This is a genomic window from Trujillonella endophytica (assembly GCF_900110555.1).
GTDB classification, from domain to species: domain Bacteria; phylum Actinomycetota; class Actinomycetes; order Mycobacteriales; family Geodermatophilaceae; genus Trujillonella; species Trujillonella endophytica.
Map to the genome: position 1 here is coordinate 83,951 of NZ_FOEE01000009.1, position 15,825 is coordinate 99,775.

Below are 15,825 nucleotides of genomic sequence, written 5' to 3' on the forward strand. Positions count from 1 at the left end.
CTACCCCACCGCGCCGGCGTGCTTGATCAGCGAGCCGGCGTCGACGCGGATCTGCTGACCGGTGATGTACCGGGACTCCGCGCTGGCCAGGAAGAGGACGAGGTTGGAGATGTCGACCGGCTCCACCCACGGGATGGGCATGGCCTGCCACGCGACGAACGCCGCCTTGACGTCGTCCAGCTCCGGCTTCTCGAGGTCGGGCCGGAAGACCCGGTACAGCTCGTCGTTGTGCAGCAGGTGGGTGTTGACGTTGGTCGGGTGGATGGCGTTGACCCGGATGAAGCGGGGCGCGAGGGCCAGGCACATCTGCTCGACGTAGGAGATGAGCGTGCGCTTGGCCCAGCTGTAGCCGGCACCGCCGGGCCCGAAGGCGGGGTTGTCGGCCGCGCCCTTGAGCATGCCGGCGGTCGAGCCGGTGACGATGATCGAGCCGTGGTCGCGCAGGTGCGGGATCGCCGCCGCGACGGCGTTCATGACGCCGAGCAGGTCGACGTCCGAGGCGTCGACGAAGTCCATCGCGTCCGCGTCCTCGCCCTGGCGCATCGGCATGATCCCGGCGTTGGCCGCGACGATGTCGAGCCCGCCCAGCTCGGCGACGCCCGCCTCGACGGCCTCGCGCAACTGCGCCCGCTCCCGCACGTCGGCCTGCCGGGTCACGATGCGCCGGTCCAGCGCCTCGACCAGCCGCTGGGTCTCCGCCAGGTCCTCCGGGGTGGACAGCGGGTACAGGTTGGACTCGATCTGGGCACAGATGTCGACGGCGATGATGTCGGCGCCCTCCTCGGCCAGCCGGACGGCGTGACTGCGCCCCTGGCCCCGAGCCGCGCCCGTGATGAGCGCGACCTTTCCCTCCAGGCGTCCCGACATGGCTGTTCCTCCGTTGTTGGTGGTGGTGGTGGTGGGGTGGTGCTGCGGTGGGTCAGGAGCCCGCGGCGGGAGCCGCGAGCTTCGAGAAGTCCCAGCTGACGATCTTCTCGGGCACGAGGCGGAGCCAGGCGTGCCGACCGTCGGCGGAGAAGCCCTGCCCGTCGGCGTACTTGTCGCCGAAGAGGCGCTCGGGTGTGGCCAGGTCCGGGTGCGGCGCGGAGGTCCGCGGCACCTCGCCGACGACCTCGACGTCCCCCACGAGTTCCACCCCGGCGAGCTCCAGGAACTCGTGCCCGGAGTCGACCAGCACGCTGACGGCGGGCGACCGCATGAGGTCGGCCCAGCGCTGGCTGCCGGTCAGGGAGTTGAGCCACAAAGCGGTGCCGTCCCAGACGAACCAGAGCGCGGTGACGTGCGGCCGGCCGTCCGGTCCGACGGTCCCCACCCGGCAGGTGCGCTGCTCGCGCAGGAACCGGTCGCGCTCCTCGGGGGACAACGCGATCCGCCTGCCCCTGCGCTGCTCGCTCATTCCGTTTCCTTCCACGCCGAAGGTCGTCGGCAATGATTCTGCCCACAGAGAACATCATTCTGGCAAGCTGTACCCCAGCGCGACGAGCGCTCGTAGACGAGGAGGGGTCCATGGACGTACCCGGACGAGACCGAAGCGGACGGGCGGCCCGGTGACCGCGGTGATGAGCGGCGTCACGATCCTGGAGGTCGCCGAGCACACGTTCACCCCGCTCGCGGCCGGCATCCTCGCCGACTGGGGCGCGACGGTCGTGAAGATCGAGCACGTCTCGCGCGGGGACGCCTCGCGCGGCCTCGGCAGCACCGGCGGGATGGACGTCGGCAGCGGTGGGGTGCACGTGTTCATGGAGCACGCCAACCGTGGCAAGCAGAGCCTCGGCCTGGACCTGACCACGGAACGCGGACGCGAGATCCTCTACGCGCTCGCCGCCCGGTCGGACGTGTTCCTCACCAACAAGCTGCCCGCCGTCGCGGCGAAGCTGAAGGTCGACGTCGACGACATCCGCGCCGTGAACCCCGACATCATCTACGCGCGGGGCACGGGCTACGGCCCCCTCGGACCGGACAAGGACCTCGGGGGCTACGACCTCCTGGGCTTCTGGGTCCGCGCCGGCATCGCGACGGCCATGCAGGTCTCGGGGTCCGACCACCTGCCCGGCCCGCCGGGCGCGGCGTTCGGCGACTCCCTCGGCGCGATGGTCATCGCCGGCGGCATCTCCGCGGCCCTGTTCCACCGCGCGCAGACCGGGGAGGCGACGGTGGTGGACGTGTCCCTGCTCGCCACCGGGATGTGGGGGCTGGGGTCTCCGATCGCGATGTCGCAGCTCAGCGGGGTGCCGCAGTCCGCGCTCGCCCCGGGCGCCGGGGCACCGCTCAACCCGCTCGTCGGCAACTACACGACTTCCGACGGCCGGTTCATCTCGCTGTGCATGCTGCAGGGCTTCCACTACTGGCCCGAGGTCGCCCGCGTCCTCGGCCACCCGGAGTGGATCACCGACCCGCGGTTCGACACCCACGAGCGCCTGCAGCAGAACTCCGGCCCGGCCCGCGCCCTCGTCCAGCAGGAGTTCCTCGGGGACACCTTCGACAACTGGAAGTTGCGGCTGCGCGACCTCAAGGGGCAGTGGGCGCCCGCCCAGGACACGGTCGACATCGCCGACGACCCGATGGTCCGGGAGAACGGCTACCTGCTGGAGACGCGCAACGAGCAGGGCGTCCCGTTCTCGCTCGTCAGCACCCCCGTCCAGTTCGACCTGGAGCAGCGCACCCCGGGGCGCTCACCCGGCTTCAACGAGCACGGTGACCGGATCCTCGCCGAGCGGCTGGGACTCGACGAGGCCGCGATCATCCAGCTCAAGATCGACGGCGTGGTGGCGTAGCCCGTGCCCGCCGACCGACGCCCGACCGGAACCCCGCATCCCGGAGCAGACCGACCCCGTACGGAGGAAGACGCATGAACGTCGAGGACATGGTCATGGTCAGCATCGACGACCACGTGATCGAGCCGCCCGACATGTACAAGAACCACCTGCCGGCGAAGTACATGGACCTCGCGCCGAAGTCGATCGTCGACGAGAACGGCTTCGCGAAGTGGTGGTTCCAGGGCACCGCCCTGGGCTCGGTGGGCCTCAACGCCGTCGTCGGCTGGCCGAACGAGGAGTGGGGCCTGAACCCCTCGACGTTCGCCGAGATGCGCCCGGGTGCCTACGACATCCACGAGCGCGTCCGCGACATGAACCGCAACGGGATCCTGGCCTCGATGTGCTTCCCGTCCTACGCCGGCTTCAGCGCCCGGTACTTCCAGCAGGCGGAGGACAAGGACCTGTCGCTGCTCATGCTGAAGGCCTACAACGACTGGCACATCGACGAGTGGTGCACGGCCTACCCCGGCCGGATGATCCCGCTCGCGATCATCCCGGTCTGGGACCAGCCGGCCATGGTGGAGGAGCTCCGCCGGGTCGCGGCCAAGGGCGTCCGGGCGGTCACCATGCCGGAACTTCCGCACGTCCAGGGCCTGCCCAGCTACCACGACCTGGAGTACTGGGGCCCCTTCTTCCAGGCCGCCTCGGAGCTGCAGGTCGTCATGTGCCTGCACATCGGCCAGGGCTTCGGCGCCATCACGATGGCCCCCGACGCCCCGATCGACAACATGATCATCCTGTCCAACCAGGTCTCGTCGCTCGCGGCACAGGACCTGCTCTGGGGTGGGGCGTTCCGCACCTACCCGGAGTTGAAGGTCGCCTTCTCCGAGGGCGGCATCGGCTGGATCCCGTTCTACCTGGACCGCTGCGACCGGCACTACACCAACCAGCGCTGGCTCGGCCACGACTTCGGCGGGAAGCTGCCCAGCGAGATCTTCCGCGAGCACTCGCTGGCCTGCTACGTCACCGACCCGACCGCGCTCAAGGTCCGCCACGACATCGGGATCGACATCATCGCGTGGGAGTGCGACTACCCGCACTCGGACGCCATCTGGCCCAACGCCCCGGAGTGGGTGCAGGCCGAGATGGCCGGCGCGGACGTGCCGGACGACGAGATGCACAAGATCCTCTGGCAGAACACGTGCCGGTTCTTCGGCTGGGACCCGTTCCGGCACATCGCCCAGGAGGACGCCACGGTCGGCGCCCTGCGGGCCCTGTCCCCCGACGTCGACACCACCATCCGCTCCAAGCACGAGTGGCGGAAGCTCTACCACCAGCGGACGACCTCCGCCTGACCCCGTCCCCGACGCACCCCGGTGCGCGCCCCCGCGGTGCGCACCGGGGCCGGACGCCACCCCGCGGACCAGCCGCCCCTACGGGCCGCCCCGCGGGGTTTTCGGCGCGCCGTGCCAGGCGTCCCGGAGCCCCTCCGACGGGGCCGGACGGCCCGCCGAGCCGCCGGAACGCCACCGCTTGACGCCCCGCCCGCCACCTCGCTACGTTGCGGATAGCCCAACAGACGTTGCATATTTTGCAACACGTCGAGGGTCAACTCCCCGCTCCGGCCGATCCCCCGGTCCGTGACCACCCCAGCGGAAGCCCCTTCCATCGAGGAGACGAAGCATGCGATCACGTGGTCTGGCGGCGATCGGCGCGACCTGCGCCGTCCTGCTCCTGGCGAGTGCCTGCGGCACCGACGACGAGGACTCGGAGACCACCGGCGGTGGGGCGGACACCGCCTCGGGAACCGTGAAGGTCGGCCTCCTCACCCCGCTCAGCGGGCCGGCCGCCGCCTCCTACGGCGAGGCGACCCGCCTGGGCGTCGAGGCCCGGCTGGCCGCCTACGAGGCCGAGGACGGCGAGTGCGCCGGGCTGGACTTCGAGATCGTCGAGGCCGACGACGCCTCCAGCCCCCAGGGCGCACTGGCCGGGGCCCAGAAGCTGGTGCAGCAGGACGAGGTCTACGCGATCCTCGAGAACAGCCCGTTCTTCTACGGCGCGACGCCGTTCATCACCTCGCAGGCGCAGACCGTGCCGGTGATCGGCGGCGCGTACGACGGCGCCCAGGAGTGGTCGGACACCGACGACAACATGTTCCAGTCGTTCCCGGTGATCGACACCGCTGCGACCTACTCCTACCAGGGCGAGTACCTGGAGAGCCTGGGCGGCACCGTCTTCGCCGGCGTCTCCAACAGCTCCCCGAGCTCGCAGGCGTCGCTCGACTCCGTCGCGCGGTCCGCCGAGGCGGTCGGGCTGGAGCGCGGGTACATCAACGACACCGTGCCCTTCGGCAGCACCGACGTCGGCGCGATCGTGCTCGGCATCATGGAGTCCGGCGCCGACGTCGTCTACACGCCGACCAACTCCGACATCGCCTTCGCCATCCTCGACGGCCTGCGCCAGGCCGACTACCCGCTCAAGGGCTTCGTCGTCCCCACCGGCTACAGCAACGCGCTGCTGCAGTCCGAGCCCGCGGTGGCGGCCGCCCAGGGGGTGTCGTTCCAGGTGTTCTTCTCGCCGGTCGAGCTGGGCACCCCCGAGGGCCTGCGACTGCAGGAGGCCTTCCAGGGCGAGGGGCTGGAGTCCGGCATCCCGGACTTCACCCAGACCATCGGCTACATGAACACCGACCTCTTCCTCTACGCCCTCGAGCAGTCGGGCTGCGAAGCGACCCAGACCGAGGTGATCGAGACCCTGCAGGGCGCGACCTGGGACGCGGGCGGGCTGTACCCCGAGCCGATCGACTTCTCGGTCGCCCTGCAGGACAGCCTCTGCGTCTACTACGTGAAGCTGGAGGGTGAGGAGTTCGTCCCGGACGAGAACGCCTCCCCGCTGTGCGGCGAGCGCATCGAGGACTGAGCCACCTGCCCCACACAGGGCCCGGGACGCCACGCGGCGTCCCGGGCCCTGTGCGTGCTCAGGGCCCGACGAGCCGGTCGCGCAGGTCGGCGAGCTCGTCCTCGAGCAGCCCGGCGGAGAGCAGGTAGCCCCGGGCGGAGCCGTGGGTCCGGCGGAGACCGTCGAGGAACACCTCCATCACCCCGCCGTCGACCGTGTTCCGCTGCGGCTCGCGCAGGTGCATCTGGTCGGCGTAGAAGTCCAGCGACCGGAGCTGGGCGAGCATCCGGTCCAGGGACTCGTTGGTGCGCACGTAGTCGGCGACGACGACGTCGTCCGGGACCCCGACGGTCGACAGCAGCAGCGCGGCCAGGATCCCCGTCCGGTCCTTGCCCGCGGCGCAGTGGAAGAGCGCCGGCATCCCGTCGTCGAGGAGGAGGCGGACGGCCCGCGCGATCCGCTCGGCGCTGAGCTCCAGCATGCCGAGGTAGAAGGGGCCCAGGATCCCGGACAGCTGCGCCGGCGCCTGCTCCCCCACCGGCGTGTTCGGATCGGCCGGTCGCGGGACGCGGAAGGGGATGTTGACGACGGCGATCCCGCTCCCGGCGAGCAGGCCGCTGCCGCCGGCGGCCGACTCCTTCGCGAAGCGGAGGTCGAGCACCGTCCGGAGACCCACCCGGGACCGGAGCTCGTCGAGATCGCTCGGGGTCATGAGCTGGGGGGTCGCGCTGCGGAACAGCCGCCCCGTTCGCACCCGTCCGCCGCCGGCCACGGGCAGGCCGCCGAGGTCGCGGAAGTTGAGCACGCCTTCGGGGACCCACTCGGTCCCACCCACTGCACCACTGGTCATGCACCGACCGTCCAGCACGAGGTTCTGTTGGTCAAGAACCATGTTCTCCGCGGCGCGGGGCGCCACCTCTCACGCGACAGCTTTTGGACCGATCGGTCGTTACAAGAACGTGACCCAGCAGCACCGCCTTCGCCTTGACCCCCAAATGTGACCGCTGTTACGTTTCATATAGCAGGACAGTCGTTGTAGATAACGAACGACCAGAGCCATCAAGAGGCCTCCGCGCCCTGACGCGCACGCCGCCGCTCAGCCGCCCCGCCGGCGGGCTCCTCCGGCGTGACACAGCCTCCGCGCACCACCTCCACCGCTCGACGACGAGGAGAGACCCGAACATGAGGACGATGACCCGAACGGCGATCGGCGCGAGCTGCGCCCTGCTGCTGACGCTGGCCGCCTGCGGCAGCGACGACGAGGAGGGCGGCGGCGGCAGCAGCTCCGGAGGCGGGGGCGGCGGCTCGCAGAGCATCAAGATCGGCGTCGTCACGCCCCTCAGCGGGCCGAGCGCGGCCACCTACGGCGACGAGGCCCGCACCGGCGTCGAGGCCCGCCTGGCCGCCTACGTCGAGGACGGCGGCGAGTGCGCCGACGTGGAGTTCGAGGTCGTCGAGGCCGACGACGCGTCGAACCCGGCCGGTGCCCTCACCGCCGCGCAGCGCCTGGTGCAGCAGGAGGAGGTCTTCGCCATCCTGTCCACCAGCTCCTCCTTCTTCGGGGCCACCCAGTACGTGACCACCCAGGCGGCGGACGTCCCGGTGCTCGGTGACGCCTCCGACCAGAGCCCGGAGTGGCGCCGTCCCGACAACAACATGTTCCCGGCCCAGCCGGTGCCGGACCCGGAGGCCGTCTACCCCCTCGTCGGCGAGTACATGGCGGCGGTCGGCGGGACGACGATGGGTGGCGCCTCCTTCCCGGTGCCCGCATCGCAGGGGGCCCTCGAGGCCGCCTCCCAGTCGGCCGAGGCCGCCGGGCTCGAGACGGGCTACCTCAACACCAACTTCCCGATCGGCAGCACCGACGTCGGCCCCGTGGTGCTCGGCATCGAGGACTCCGGCACCGACGTGCTCTACCTGCCGATCACCTTCGACTCGGCGCTCGCCGTCGTCGAGGGCCTGCGACAGAACGACGTGGAGCTCGCCGGCGTCCTGGCCGCCACCGGCTACGGCAACGGACTCCTCGACTCCCCGCCCGCGGTCGAGGCCGCCCAGGGCGTCAGCTTCTCCGTCGGCTACTCCCCGGTGGAGATGAACACCGAGGCGACCGAGCGCCTCGCCCAGGCGGTGCGCGACCAGGGCGTCGAGTCCGGCATCCCCGCGTACGCCATGACCTCGGGCTGGTTCAACGCCGACCTCCTGCTGCACGGCCTCGAGGTGGCCGGCTGCGACGCGACGCAGGCCGAGTTCATCGAGGCGCTCAACACCGACGCCACCTACGACGGCAGCGGGCTCTTCGCGAACCCGATCGACTACAGCCTCGAGGACCAGCCGGAGCTCTGCCTCTGGTTCGTCACGCTGGAGGGCGAGGAGTTCGTCCCGGTCGAGAACGCCGCACCGGCGTGCGGTGAGCGGCTGAACTGATCGCAGGCCCACCCGCACGCAGGCCGGCCCCCCTCGCCACTCCCTCCCGGGACGTGGCGAGGGGGGCCGGTCCGCGTTCGCGCCCGCCGGGGTGGGATCTCTCCTCTGCGCGCCGCCCGGGACGACACGTTCTCGCAACGCACCTTGTGACAAGGCTTACATCCGTTTAAACCAGGTGTTCTAATCGCGCGGTCAACCAGGTGGTGAGGCCGGCGACACCGCGTACCGACCTCCTCCCCCGCCACCTCGACGCACCTCCCCCCGCAACTCGGCTCGACGACGAGGAGACAACCGGACATGAGGACGAGGACCCGGACGGCGGTCGGCGCCACCTGCGCGCTGCTGCTCGCACTGACCGCGTGCGGCAGCGACGACGAGGAGGGCGGCGGCGGCGGGACCACCGCCGGCGGCGAGGGCGGCGGCGGCACCGTCAAGATCGGCGTCGTCACGCCCCTGTCCGGCCCTGCCGCCGCGACCTACGGCGATGCCGCCGGCAACGGGGTCGAGGCACGGCTCGCCGCCTACGAGGAAGAGGGCGGCGAGTGCTCGGACATCGACTTCGAGGTGGTGGAGGCCGACGACGCCTCCAACCCCGCCGGGTCGCTGGCCGCCGCCCAGCGACTGGTCCAGCAGGAGGAGGTCTACGCCATCCTGTCCAGCAGCCAGGCCTTCTACGGCGCCACCGCCTTCATGCTCACCCAGCCCGGCGTCCCGGTCCTGGGCGACGGCACCGACCCCAGCCCGGAGTGGCGGGCGACGGGGAACAACCTGTTCCTGTCGCAGCCCGTCCCCGACATCACCACCGCCTACCCGATGGTCGGTGACTTCCTGGCCGCCGTCGGCGGCACGACCATGGCCGGCGTGGCCTTCTCCGTGCCGGCCTCCCAGCAGGCTCTCCAGGCCGCCGCCGACTCCGCCGAGGCCGCCGGACTCGACATCGGTTACCTCAACGACAACGTCCAGTTCGGCAGCACCGACGTCGGCCCCATCGTCCTCGGCATCCGCGACACCGGCGCCGACGCCCTCTACCTGCCCATCACCTTCGACACCGCCCTGGCCGTGGTCGAGGGCCTGCGCCAGAACGACATCGAGGTGGCCGGCGTCCTCGCCGCCACCGGCTACGGCGCCGACCTGCTGGAGAACCCGGTCGCCGTCGAGGCCGCCCAGGGCGTCAGCTTCTCCATCGCCTACGCCCCGGTCTCCCTCGGCACCGAGGCCACCGAGCGACTCAGGAACGCGGTCATCGACCAGGGCGTCGAGTCCGGCATCCCGGGCTATGCCATGTCGTCCGGGTGGTTCAACGCCGACCTGTTCCTGCACGGCCTGGAACTGGCCGGGTGCGACGCCACCCAGCAGGAGTTCATCGACGAGCTCAACCAGGACGACACCTGGGACGCCAGTGGCCTCTACGGGGAGCCGATCGACTTCACCGTCGAGGACCAGCCCCAGCTGTGCCAGTACTTCGTCACGCTCGAGGGCGAGGAGTTCGTGGCCGTCGAGGGCGCCTCGCCGGCGTGCGGAGCGCCGCTCGACTGACCCCGGTCCCGGCCGGCCCCGTGCGACCTCCCCGCTCTGCGGGTGCGGCGCCGGGGCCGGCCGGTCCGCGTCAGCTGCGCGGCATGCCGGCCGCGCGCAGCAGCCCGCCGCCGATGATCACCCGCTGCACCTCGCTGGTGCCCTCGTAGAGCCGGTACAGCCGGGCGTCGCGGTAAAAGCGCTCGACCGGCGTCGTCCGCAGGTAGCCCATCCCGCCGTGGACCTGGACCGCCCGGTCGGTGGCCCGGCCGACCATCTCGCTGCAGTACAGCTTCGCGGCGGAGGGACCGAGGTTGGTGTCCTCGCCGCTGTCGTAGCGGACCGCCGCCTCCCGGACCATCGCCCGGCCGGCGACCGTCTCGGTGTACATGTCGGCGAGCAGGCCCTGCACCAGCTGGAAACGGCCGATCGGGGCCCCACCCTGCTTGGCGCTGGCGGCGTAGGCGACCGACTCGTCGAGCACGCGCTGGGCCATGCCGACGCACAGCGCGGCGATGTGCAGGCGCCCGCGGGAGAGCACGGTCAGCGCCTTGGAGTAGGCCCGCCCCTCCTCGCCCACCAGCGCGTCGGCGGGCACCCGGACGTCGTCGAAGTAGACCTCCGACGTCCACGCGCCGGCCTGTCCCATCTTGCGGTCCTTGGCGCCGAGGGATACCCCGGGCGCCTTGGCGTCGACCACGAAGGCGGAGATGCCGCGACCGCCGGTCTGCTCGGCGTCGCTCCGGGCGAAGACGACGAAGATGTCGGCCACCGGGGCGTTGGTGATGTAGCGCTTTCCGCCGCTGATGACCCAGTCGCTGCCGTCGCGGCGGGCGCTGGTGCGCAGGCCCGCGGGATCGGAGCCGGCCTCGGGCTCGGTCAGCGCGAAGGAGGCGATCAGCTCGCCCGCGGCCAGCCCCGGTAGCCAGCGCTGCTTCTGCGCCTCGTCGCCCCACCGGGCGATGACCTGCCCGGCGATGCCGTTGTTGGTGCCGAACATCGAGCGGAAGGCCGGCGTCGTGTAGCCGAACTCCATCGACAGCTCGACGTCGCCACGCATGTCGATCCCGAGGCCGCCGTACTCCTCGGGCAGGTTGTACCCGAACAGGCCCATCTCGGCGGCGGCCCTGCGGATCTCGTCGGGTACCCGGTCCTCGAGGTCGATCAGCTCCTCGCGGGGGATGACCACGTCGTGCACCAGCTGGTGCACGGCTGCCTTCATCTGCTTGAGGTCGTCGGCGTCCACGCGGACAGTCTGACCGAGGAGGGCCGCCGGGTGGACACCCCCGTCGGATTTTCTTGACGTCGATGTCGAGATCGGCGGCCTCCCCGGCTCGTCAGGCCAGGGCGTCGAGGCGCTGCATGTCCTCGTCGGACAGCGTCAGCGCGGCGGCGCCGAGGTTCTCCGTCAGGTGGTCGACCGACTTCGTGCCCGGGATCGGGAGCACGACCGGCGACTTCTGCAGCAGCCAGGCGAGCGCCACCTGGGACGGCGTGGCGTCGAGCTCCCGGGCGATGTCGGCGACGGGGCTGTCCGGCGCGGCGAGGTCGCCGGTCGCGATCGGGAACCACGGGATGAACCCGATCCCCTCGGCGGTCGCGTAGTCCAGGACGTCCTGGGACTTCCGGTCGGTCAGGTTGTAGAGGTTCTGGACGGTGACGACGTCGACGATCTCGCGCGCCGCCCGCAGCTCCTCCACCGAGACCTCGGAGACGCCGATGTGCCGGACCTTGCCCTCGTCCCGCAGCTCCGCGAACACGCCGAGCTGGTCGGCGAGCGGCACGTCGGGGTCGATGCGGTGCAGCTGGATGAGGTCGATGCGCTCGACCCGCAGGTGCCGCAGCGAGAGCTCCACCTGCTGGCGGAGGTAGGCGGGGCGCCCGACCGGCGTCCAGATGCCCGGGCCCTGGCGGGTGAGGCCGGCCTTGGTGGCGACGACCAGGCCCTCGGGGTACGGGTGGAGCGCCTCGGCGATGATCTGCTCGCTGACGAAGGGGCCGTAGGAGTCGGCGGTGTCGATGAAGTCGACGCCCTGCTCGACGGCGGCGCGGACGACGCGCAGGGCGCCGTCGCGGTCGGCCGGCTCGCCCCACACGCCCGGGCCGGGCAGCTGCATGGCGCCGTAGCCGAGCCGGTGGACGGGCAGGTCCCCGCCGATCGAGAAGATGTCGTCGAGCTGTGCGGTGGTCATGCCAGGGGGCAGCACGTCAGGCCGCGCGGGTGTTCCCGCCGCGGTGTTCGATGGTCGGCGTGGCCGAGGCGCGGAGTGGCGAGATCGTGGTGCTGCGGCACGGGCAGACCGAGTGGAGCCGCAGCGGGCAGCACACCGGCGCCACGGACCTGCCGCTGCTCCCCGAGGGCGAGGAGCGGGCCCGGGCGCTGGCGCCGCGGCTGGGCGAGCGGACGTTCGCCGAGGTGTGGAGCAGCCCGCTGCAGCGCGCCCGCCGCACGGCCGAGCTCGCCGGCCTGGCCGTCACCGCCGTCGACCCGGACCTGGTGGAGCTGGACTACGGCGGCTACGAGGGCCGGACCACCGCCGAGATCAGCGACGAGCTCGGCCGCGCGTGGTCGGTGTGGCGCGATCCCGTCGTGCCCGGGAACACCCCCGGCGAGACGCTGGCCCAGGTGGCCGCGCGGGTGGACCGGGTGCTCGCCCGCGCCCGGGCCCGACTGGACGACGGCGACGTCGCCCTGGTCGCGCACGGGCACGTCCTGCGGGTGCTGACCGCGCGCTGGCTCGGCCTCGGACCGGAGGCCGGTGCGCTGTTCGCGCTGCCCGCCGGCGCCTACGGCCTGCTCGGCCACGAGCACGCCCGGCCGGTGCTCAGCGGCTGGGGGCTGTGAGCTCCCCGCGCTCCACCTCGGGCTCGAGCACCTGGGGGCGGCCGAAGAACCAGCCCTGACCGAGGTCCGCGCCGAGCCCGGCGACCTCCTCGGCGATCCGCTCGTCCTCCACACCCTCGGCCACCACCTGCGCCCCGACCCGGTGCGCCGCGTCCACCACCCAGCGGACCATCGTGCGGGCGCCCTCGTCGGGCAGCGCGTGCACCAGGGGCTTGCCGAGCTTGACGACGTCGGGACGCAGGGTGGCCAGCAGTTCGCGGCTGCCCCATCCGGCCGCGACGTCGTCGAGCGCGACACGCCAGCCCAGCTCCCGGTACCGCTCCAGCACCGACAGCAGGTGCCCGTGCTGGGCGACGGCCGAGGGCTCGGCCACCTCGATGACCAGGCGTCCGGGCGCGAGGCCGGCGTCGGCCAGCAGCCGGCGGGTGCTCTCCAGGTCCGCGTGCGGCCGGTGCACCGACGTGGGATGGGTGTTGACGAACAGATCGGCATCGCCGAGCCACGGTGCGGCGCCGGAGACGGCGCACTCCCGGCCGATGCGGTCCAGCCGGGGCAGCCAGTCGGCGGACTCGGCGACGAAGAAGAGATCGCCGCCGCCGATCTCGCGGCCGTCGGCCAGACCGCGCAGCAGCGCCTCGTGGGCGACGACCGCGCCGTCGTGCAGGGAGACGATCGGCTGGTAGACGCTCCACAGCTCGGCCTCGGCCAGGACCCCGACCTCGGCGGTCACGCCGCGGCGGGCGAGCTCGACGGCGAGCGTCGGCGCAGTGAGCAGGCGGGTGACCAGGGCGGTGTACTCCCCCGGCGGGTCGGCGGCCACGCGCACGACCTCGGCCTCGGCGGTGGTCAGCTCCCGGGAGAGCCGGTCGAACAGCAGCTCGACCCCGACCCCGTCCCGCTCGTCGGTGAGGTCGAGCAGCCCCTCGGCGCGGTAGACCGACAACCCGACCGCCCGGGCGATGTCGGCCACCGCGGGCAGGACGCTCTCCACGGCACTGGCCAGGAGCAGGCGCGTGGCCACCTCCGGGAGTTCCCAGGTCTCGCGCCGCCGGATCGTGCTGATGGTCCTGGGCACCCCAGCAGGATGACCCACCCCGCCGTCGGTCACCGGAAGGCGCGCGGACCCCCCGGGCGGGCGACCCGGCCACGGTCGGGTGAGTCGAGATCCGGAACTTCCCAACTTGAGTGTCTAAGGTCGGGGCATGGCAGTCGTCACCACACCCGACACCGTGCGCACGAGCCGGGGCGGTCGTCCCCGCGATCCCAGCCGCGACGGCGTGATCCGCGAGGCGATCCTGCGGCTGCTCGGTGACGTCGGATACGGCGCTCTCACGATGGATGCCGTCGCCGCCGAGGCCGGCGTGGGCAAGGCCACGATCTACCGCCGCTGGCGCACCAAGCAGGACCTCGTCGTCGACACCATCGCGGTGATGAACCAGACCCTGGCCGCTCCGGTGGACACCGGGTCGATGGAGAGCGACGTGCGCGAGGTCGTGCACCGCATGGTCGACATCATCAACGGGCCGGTCGGCACCGCCATCCGCTCGCTGCTGCCGTCGATGCAGCACCAGCCGGCGCTGACCGAGGCCTTCCGCACCGGGCCGCTGCAGGCCTGGCGCGACTCCTACAGCCGCATGTGGGCGCAGGCCGAGGAGCGCGGCGAACTGCCGCCCGGCATGTCGCAGTCGGTGCTGGCCGAGAGCACCACGGCCCTGCTGACCCAGCGCTGGCTGCTGACCGGCGAGCCGGTGACCCACGAGTACGCCGACGAGGTCCTGGCCCGGGTCGTGCTGCCGCTGCTGCAGGCCCAGCACCCCTGACGCCGGCACCCCTGACGCCGGCGGTCACCAGCCGAGCGTGCCCGGCTCGCCCTTGAACGGGCCGGCGACGTCCGGGGTGATCCAGCCCCCGTAGAAGTCGCCGGCCTGGGCGCGGACCACCACGCCGTCGACCCGTGCCACGTCCACGCGGCTCGGATAGAAGGCGACGGCCCCGCGCAGGTGCTCGTAGCCGGGCGTCGGGCGGTCGTAGGACCAGCCGACCGCCGGCACCCGGCGCCCGTCGACGACCGCGTCCCAGTAGGTGGCCGCGCCCTTCCACTCGCACCACGAGGTGCCGTGCCCGCGCTCCAGCACGCCGGGGACGACGTCGTCGGGGGGCACGTAGTAGACGGGCGGGTGACTGGTCTCGCAGACGCGGACGGCGCGGGTCGTCCGCGCGATGATCCGACCGCCGAGCTCCACCTCGACCAACCGGCCGGTGACCTCCGCCGACGGTGGTCGCGGGTAGTCCCAGACCGACTCCTGCCCGGGCCCGAGCGGGTCGCGGTGGCGGGCGGGCACGGAGGTCAGCGCTTGCGCTTGCCGGTGATCGCGCTGCGCTTGCGGGAGCGGCCGCGGACCTTGTTGACGACGACGACGGTGGCGAACAGGCCCACCGCGCCGATCGTGGCCTTGCCCGCCGGGGACTGGAGGAAGCGCACGACGGCGGCCTGCCCCTGTGCCTTCAGCCGGGTGGGGCTGCTGCGGAAGGCCAGCTGGTCGAGCGTGGCCGCCAGCGACTCACGGGCGGCGTCGATCTCCAGCTGGATCTGTCGAGGGTCGCGAGGCACGCCCACAGCCTGCCAGAACGCCGCCCGTCCAGCGCGCGACCGCGGCCATCGGCACCCGCACGGGCGACGCCGAGCCCTGCCCCGCCGCCGTCCCCACCCCCGGTCCCGCCGAGATCGGCGATCTCGGCGCCATCAGCGGCCCATGCTGCCCAGTTCGCCGATCTCGCTGGGGCTCGGGCACGTGCGGCCGTAGACTGCGCGACCGCGCGGGAGTGGTGTAACGGCAGCCACGCCAGACTTAGGATCTGGTGCCTTCGGGCGTGCGGGTTCGAATCCCGCCTCCCGCACGCAGGCGCTCGACGGGGGAACCGCCCCGCTGGGCAGGTCCCCCGCACCCGCGCGTCCCGTGAACGGTCAGCCGCGTCGGCCGCGCCCCAGCAACCCGCCGCCGAACAGTGCCCAGAGCACGAGCACCGGCTGGAAGAACAGCCGGACGAGCCGCTTGCCGTCGGTGTCGAGGCCGAACGCGTCGGTGCCCTCGACGTACTGCGCGACGTTGCCCGGGAAGATCACGACGAAGAAGGCGGCCAGGAGCGCGCCCACGGTGCGCCGCTTCGCCGGGAGCGCCACGAACGCCGCCCCCAGCGCGATCTCGACGACGCCCGAGCCCGTCACCGTCAGGTCGTCGTCGACGGGGAACCAGCTGGGCACCTGGGCCTGGAACTCCTGCCGCTGCGTGGTCAGGTGCGACACCCCGGCGAACACCATCGCGCCGCCCAGGAGCAGCCGGGCAGCGGTACGGGCGAGACTCATGGGCCGACCGTAGCGGTGGGCCG

Annotated in this window: 16 protein-coding genes and 1 tRNA gene; 8 read left to right on the forward strand and 9 right to left on the reverse strand. The window is 72.2% G+C overall.

What is annotated here, in order from left to right:
* Both BMY88_RS14975 and BMY88_RS14980 read right to left on the reverse strand, forming a co-directional pair.
* Positions 1-867 (reverse strand): mycofactocin-coupled SDR family oxidoreductase, encoded by an 867-nt coding sequence (locus BMY88_RS14975; RefSeq protein ID WP_091944997.1) that lies wholly within the window; start codon positions 865-867, stop codon positions 1-3.
* Positions 868-919: 52 nt separating this feature from the next.
* Positions 920-1,396, reverse strand: coding sequence for a pyridoxamine 5'-phosphate oxidase family protein (locus BMY88_RS14980; protein WP_091945000.1), 477 nt, complete (start codon positions 1,394-1,396; stop codon positions 920-922).
* A 151-nt stretch (positions 1,397-1,547) separates the two neighbouring features.
* On the opposite strand from BMY88_RS14980, the gene BMY88_RS14985 reads away from it, so the two are divergent.
* From BMY88_RS14985 to BMY88_RS14995, 3 genes are all read left to right on the forward strand, one after another.
* Positions 1,548-2,774, forward strand: a complete 1,227-nt coding sequence (locus tag BMY88_RS14985; protein WP_091945003.1) for a CaiB/BaiF CoA transferase family protein — start codon at positions 1,548-1,550, stop codon at positions 2,772-2,774.
* 74 nt (positions 2,775-2,848) lie between these two features.
* Complete coding sequence (locus tag BMY88_RS14990; protein WP_091945006.1) at positions 2,849-4,111, forward strand: amidohydrolase family protein; 1,263 nt, start codon at positions 2,849-2,851, stop codon at positions 4,109-4,111.
* A gap of 328 nt (positions 4,112-4,439) precedes the next feature.
* Positions 4,440-5,675 carry an ABC transporter substrate-binding protein gene (locus BMY88_RS14995; RefSeq protein ID WP_091945008.1) on the forward strand — a complete coding sequence of 412 codons (1,236 nt, stop codon included), beginning with the start codon at positions 4,440-4,442 and terminating at the stop codon, positions 5,673-5,675.
* Positions 5,676-5,733: 58 nt separating this feature from the next.
* Here the strand turns inward: BMY88_RS14995 and BMY88_RS15000 are convergent, their stop codons facing one another.
* Positions 5,734-6,504, reverse strand: coding sequence for a tyrosine-protein phosphatase (locus tag BMY88_RS15000; protein WP_170861125.1), 771 nt, complete (start codon positions 6,502-6,504; stop codon positions 5,734-5,736).
* 341 nt (positions 6,505-6,845) lie between these two features.
* On the opposite strand from BMY88_RS15000, the gene BMY88_RS15005 reads away from it, so the two are divergent.
* Together BMY88_RS15005 and BMY88_RS15010 are read left to right on the forward strand one after the other, a co-directional pair.
* A complete protein-coding gene (locus tag BMY88_RS15005) occupies positions 6,846-8,078 on the forward strand; it encodes an ABC transporter substrate-binding protein (RefSeq protein WP_170861126.1) in 1,233 nt (410 codons plus the stop codon).
* 297 nt (positions 8,079-8,375) lie between these two features.
* Positions 8,376-9,614: an ABC transporter substrate-binding protein gene (locus BMY88_RS15010; RefSeq protein ID WP_091945017.1), complete on the forward strand. Its 1,239-nt coding sequence runs from the start codon at positions 8,376-8,378 to the stop codon at positions 9,612-9,614.
* A 70-nt stretch (positions 9,615-9,684) separates the two neighbouring features.
* On the opposite strand, the gene BMY88_RS15015 is transcribed toward BMY88_RS15010, so the two are convergent.
* Together BMY88_RS15015 and BMY88_RS15020 are read right to left on the reverse strand one after the other, a co-directional pair.
* The gene (locus BMY88_RS15015; RefSeq protein WP_091945020.1) at positions 9,685-10,839 is read right to left on the reverse strand and encodes an acyl-CoA dehydrogenase family protein; all 1,155 of its coding nucleotides are present in this window, start codon (positions 10,837-10,839) and stop codon (positions 9,685-9,687) included.
* 91 nt (positions 10,840-10,930) lie between these two features.
* Positions 10,931-11,785, reverse strand: a complete 855-nt coding sequence (locus BMY88_RS15020) for an aldo/keto reductase (RefSeq protein ID WP_091945023.1) — start codon at positions 11,783-11,785, stop codon at positions 10,931-10,933.
* 59 nt (positions 11,786-11,844) lie between these two features.
* Here BMY88_RS15020 and BMY88_RS15025 point away from each other — a divergent pair, with 59 nt between their 5' ends.
* Positions 11,845-12,438, forward strand: coding sequence for a histidine phosphatase family protein (locus BMY88_RS15025; RefSeq protein ID WP_244524700.1), 594 nt, complete (start codon positions 11,845-11,847; stop codon positions 12,436-12,438).
* Here the strand turns inward: BMY88_RS15025 and BMY88_RS15030 are convergent.
* Positions 12,419-13,513, reverse strand: a complete 1,095-nt coding sequence (locus BMY88_RS15030; protein ID WP_091945029.1) for an EAL domain-containing protein — start codon at positions 13,511-13,513, stop codon at positions 12,419-12,421. The two genes, BMY88_RS15025 and BMY88_RS15030, sit on opposite strands and share 20 nt — an antisense overlap.
* 127 nt (positions 13,514-13,640) lie before the next feature.
* Here BMY88_RS15030 and BMY88_RS15035 point away from each other — a divergent pair, with 127 nt between their 5' ends.
* A complete protein-coding gene (locus BMY88_RS15035; RefSeq protein WP_091945032.1) occupies positions 13,641-14,258 on the forward strand; it encodes a TetR/AcrR family transcriptional regulator in 618 nt (205 codons plus the stop codon).
* Positions 14,259-14,282: 24 nt separating this feature from the next.
* Here BMY88_RS15035 and BMY88_RS15040 read toward each other — a convergent pair whose 3' ends face one another.
* Positions 14,283-14,780 (reverse strand): DUF427 domain-containing protein, encoded by a 498-nt coding sequence (locus BMY88_RS15040; protein WP_091945034.1) that lies wholly within the window; start codon positions 14,778-14,780, stop codon positions 14,283-14,285.
* 5 nt (positions 14,781-14,785) lie between these two features.
* Entirely contained in the window at positions 14,786-15,049 is a 264-nt protein-coding gene (locus BMY88_RS15045; protein WP_091945357.1) for a DUF3618 domain-containing protein, read from the reverse strand.
* 206 nt (positions 15,050-15,255) lie between these two features.
* Between BMY88_RS15045 and BMY88_RS15050 the strand changes: the two genes are divergently transcribed.
* Positions 15,256-15,336: transfer RNA gene (locus tag BMY88_RS15050), tRNA-Leu, on the forward strand.
* A 67-nt stretch (positions 15,337-15,403) separates the two neighbouring features.
* Here the strand turns inward: BMY88_RS15050 and BMY88_RS15055 are convergent.
* On the reverse strand, positions 15,404-15,802 hold the full coding sequence (locus BMY88_RS15055) for a DoxX family protein (protein ID WP_091945039.1): 399 nt from the start codon (positions 15,800-15,802) through the stop codon (positions 15,404-15,406).
* Positions 15,803-15,825: the final 23 nt, after the last annotated feature.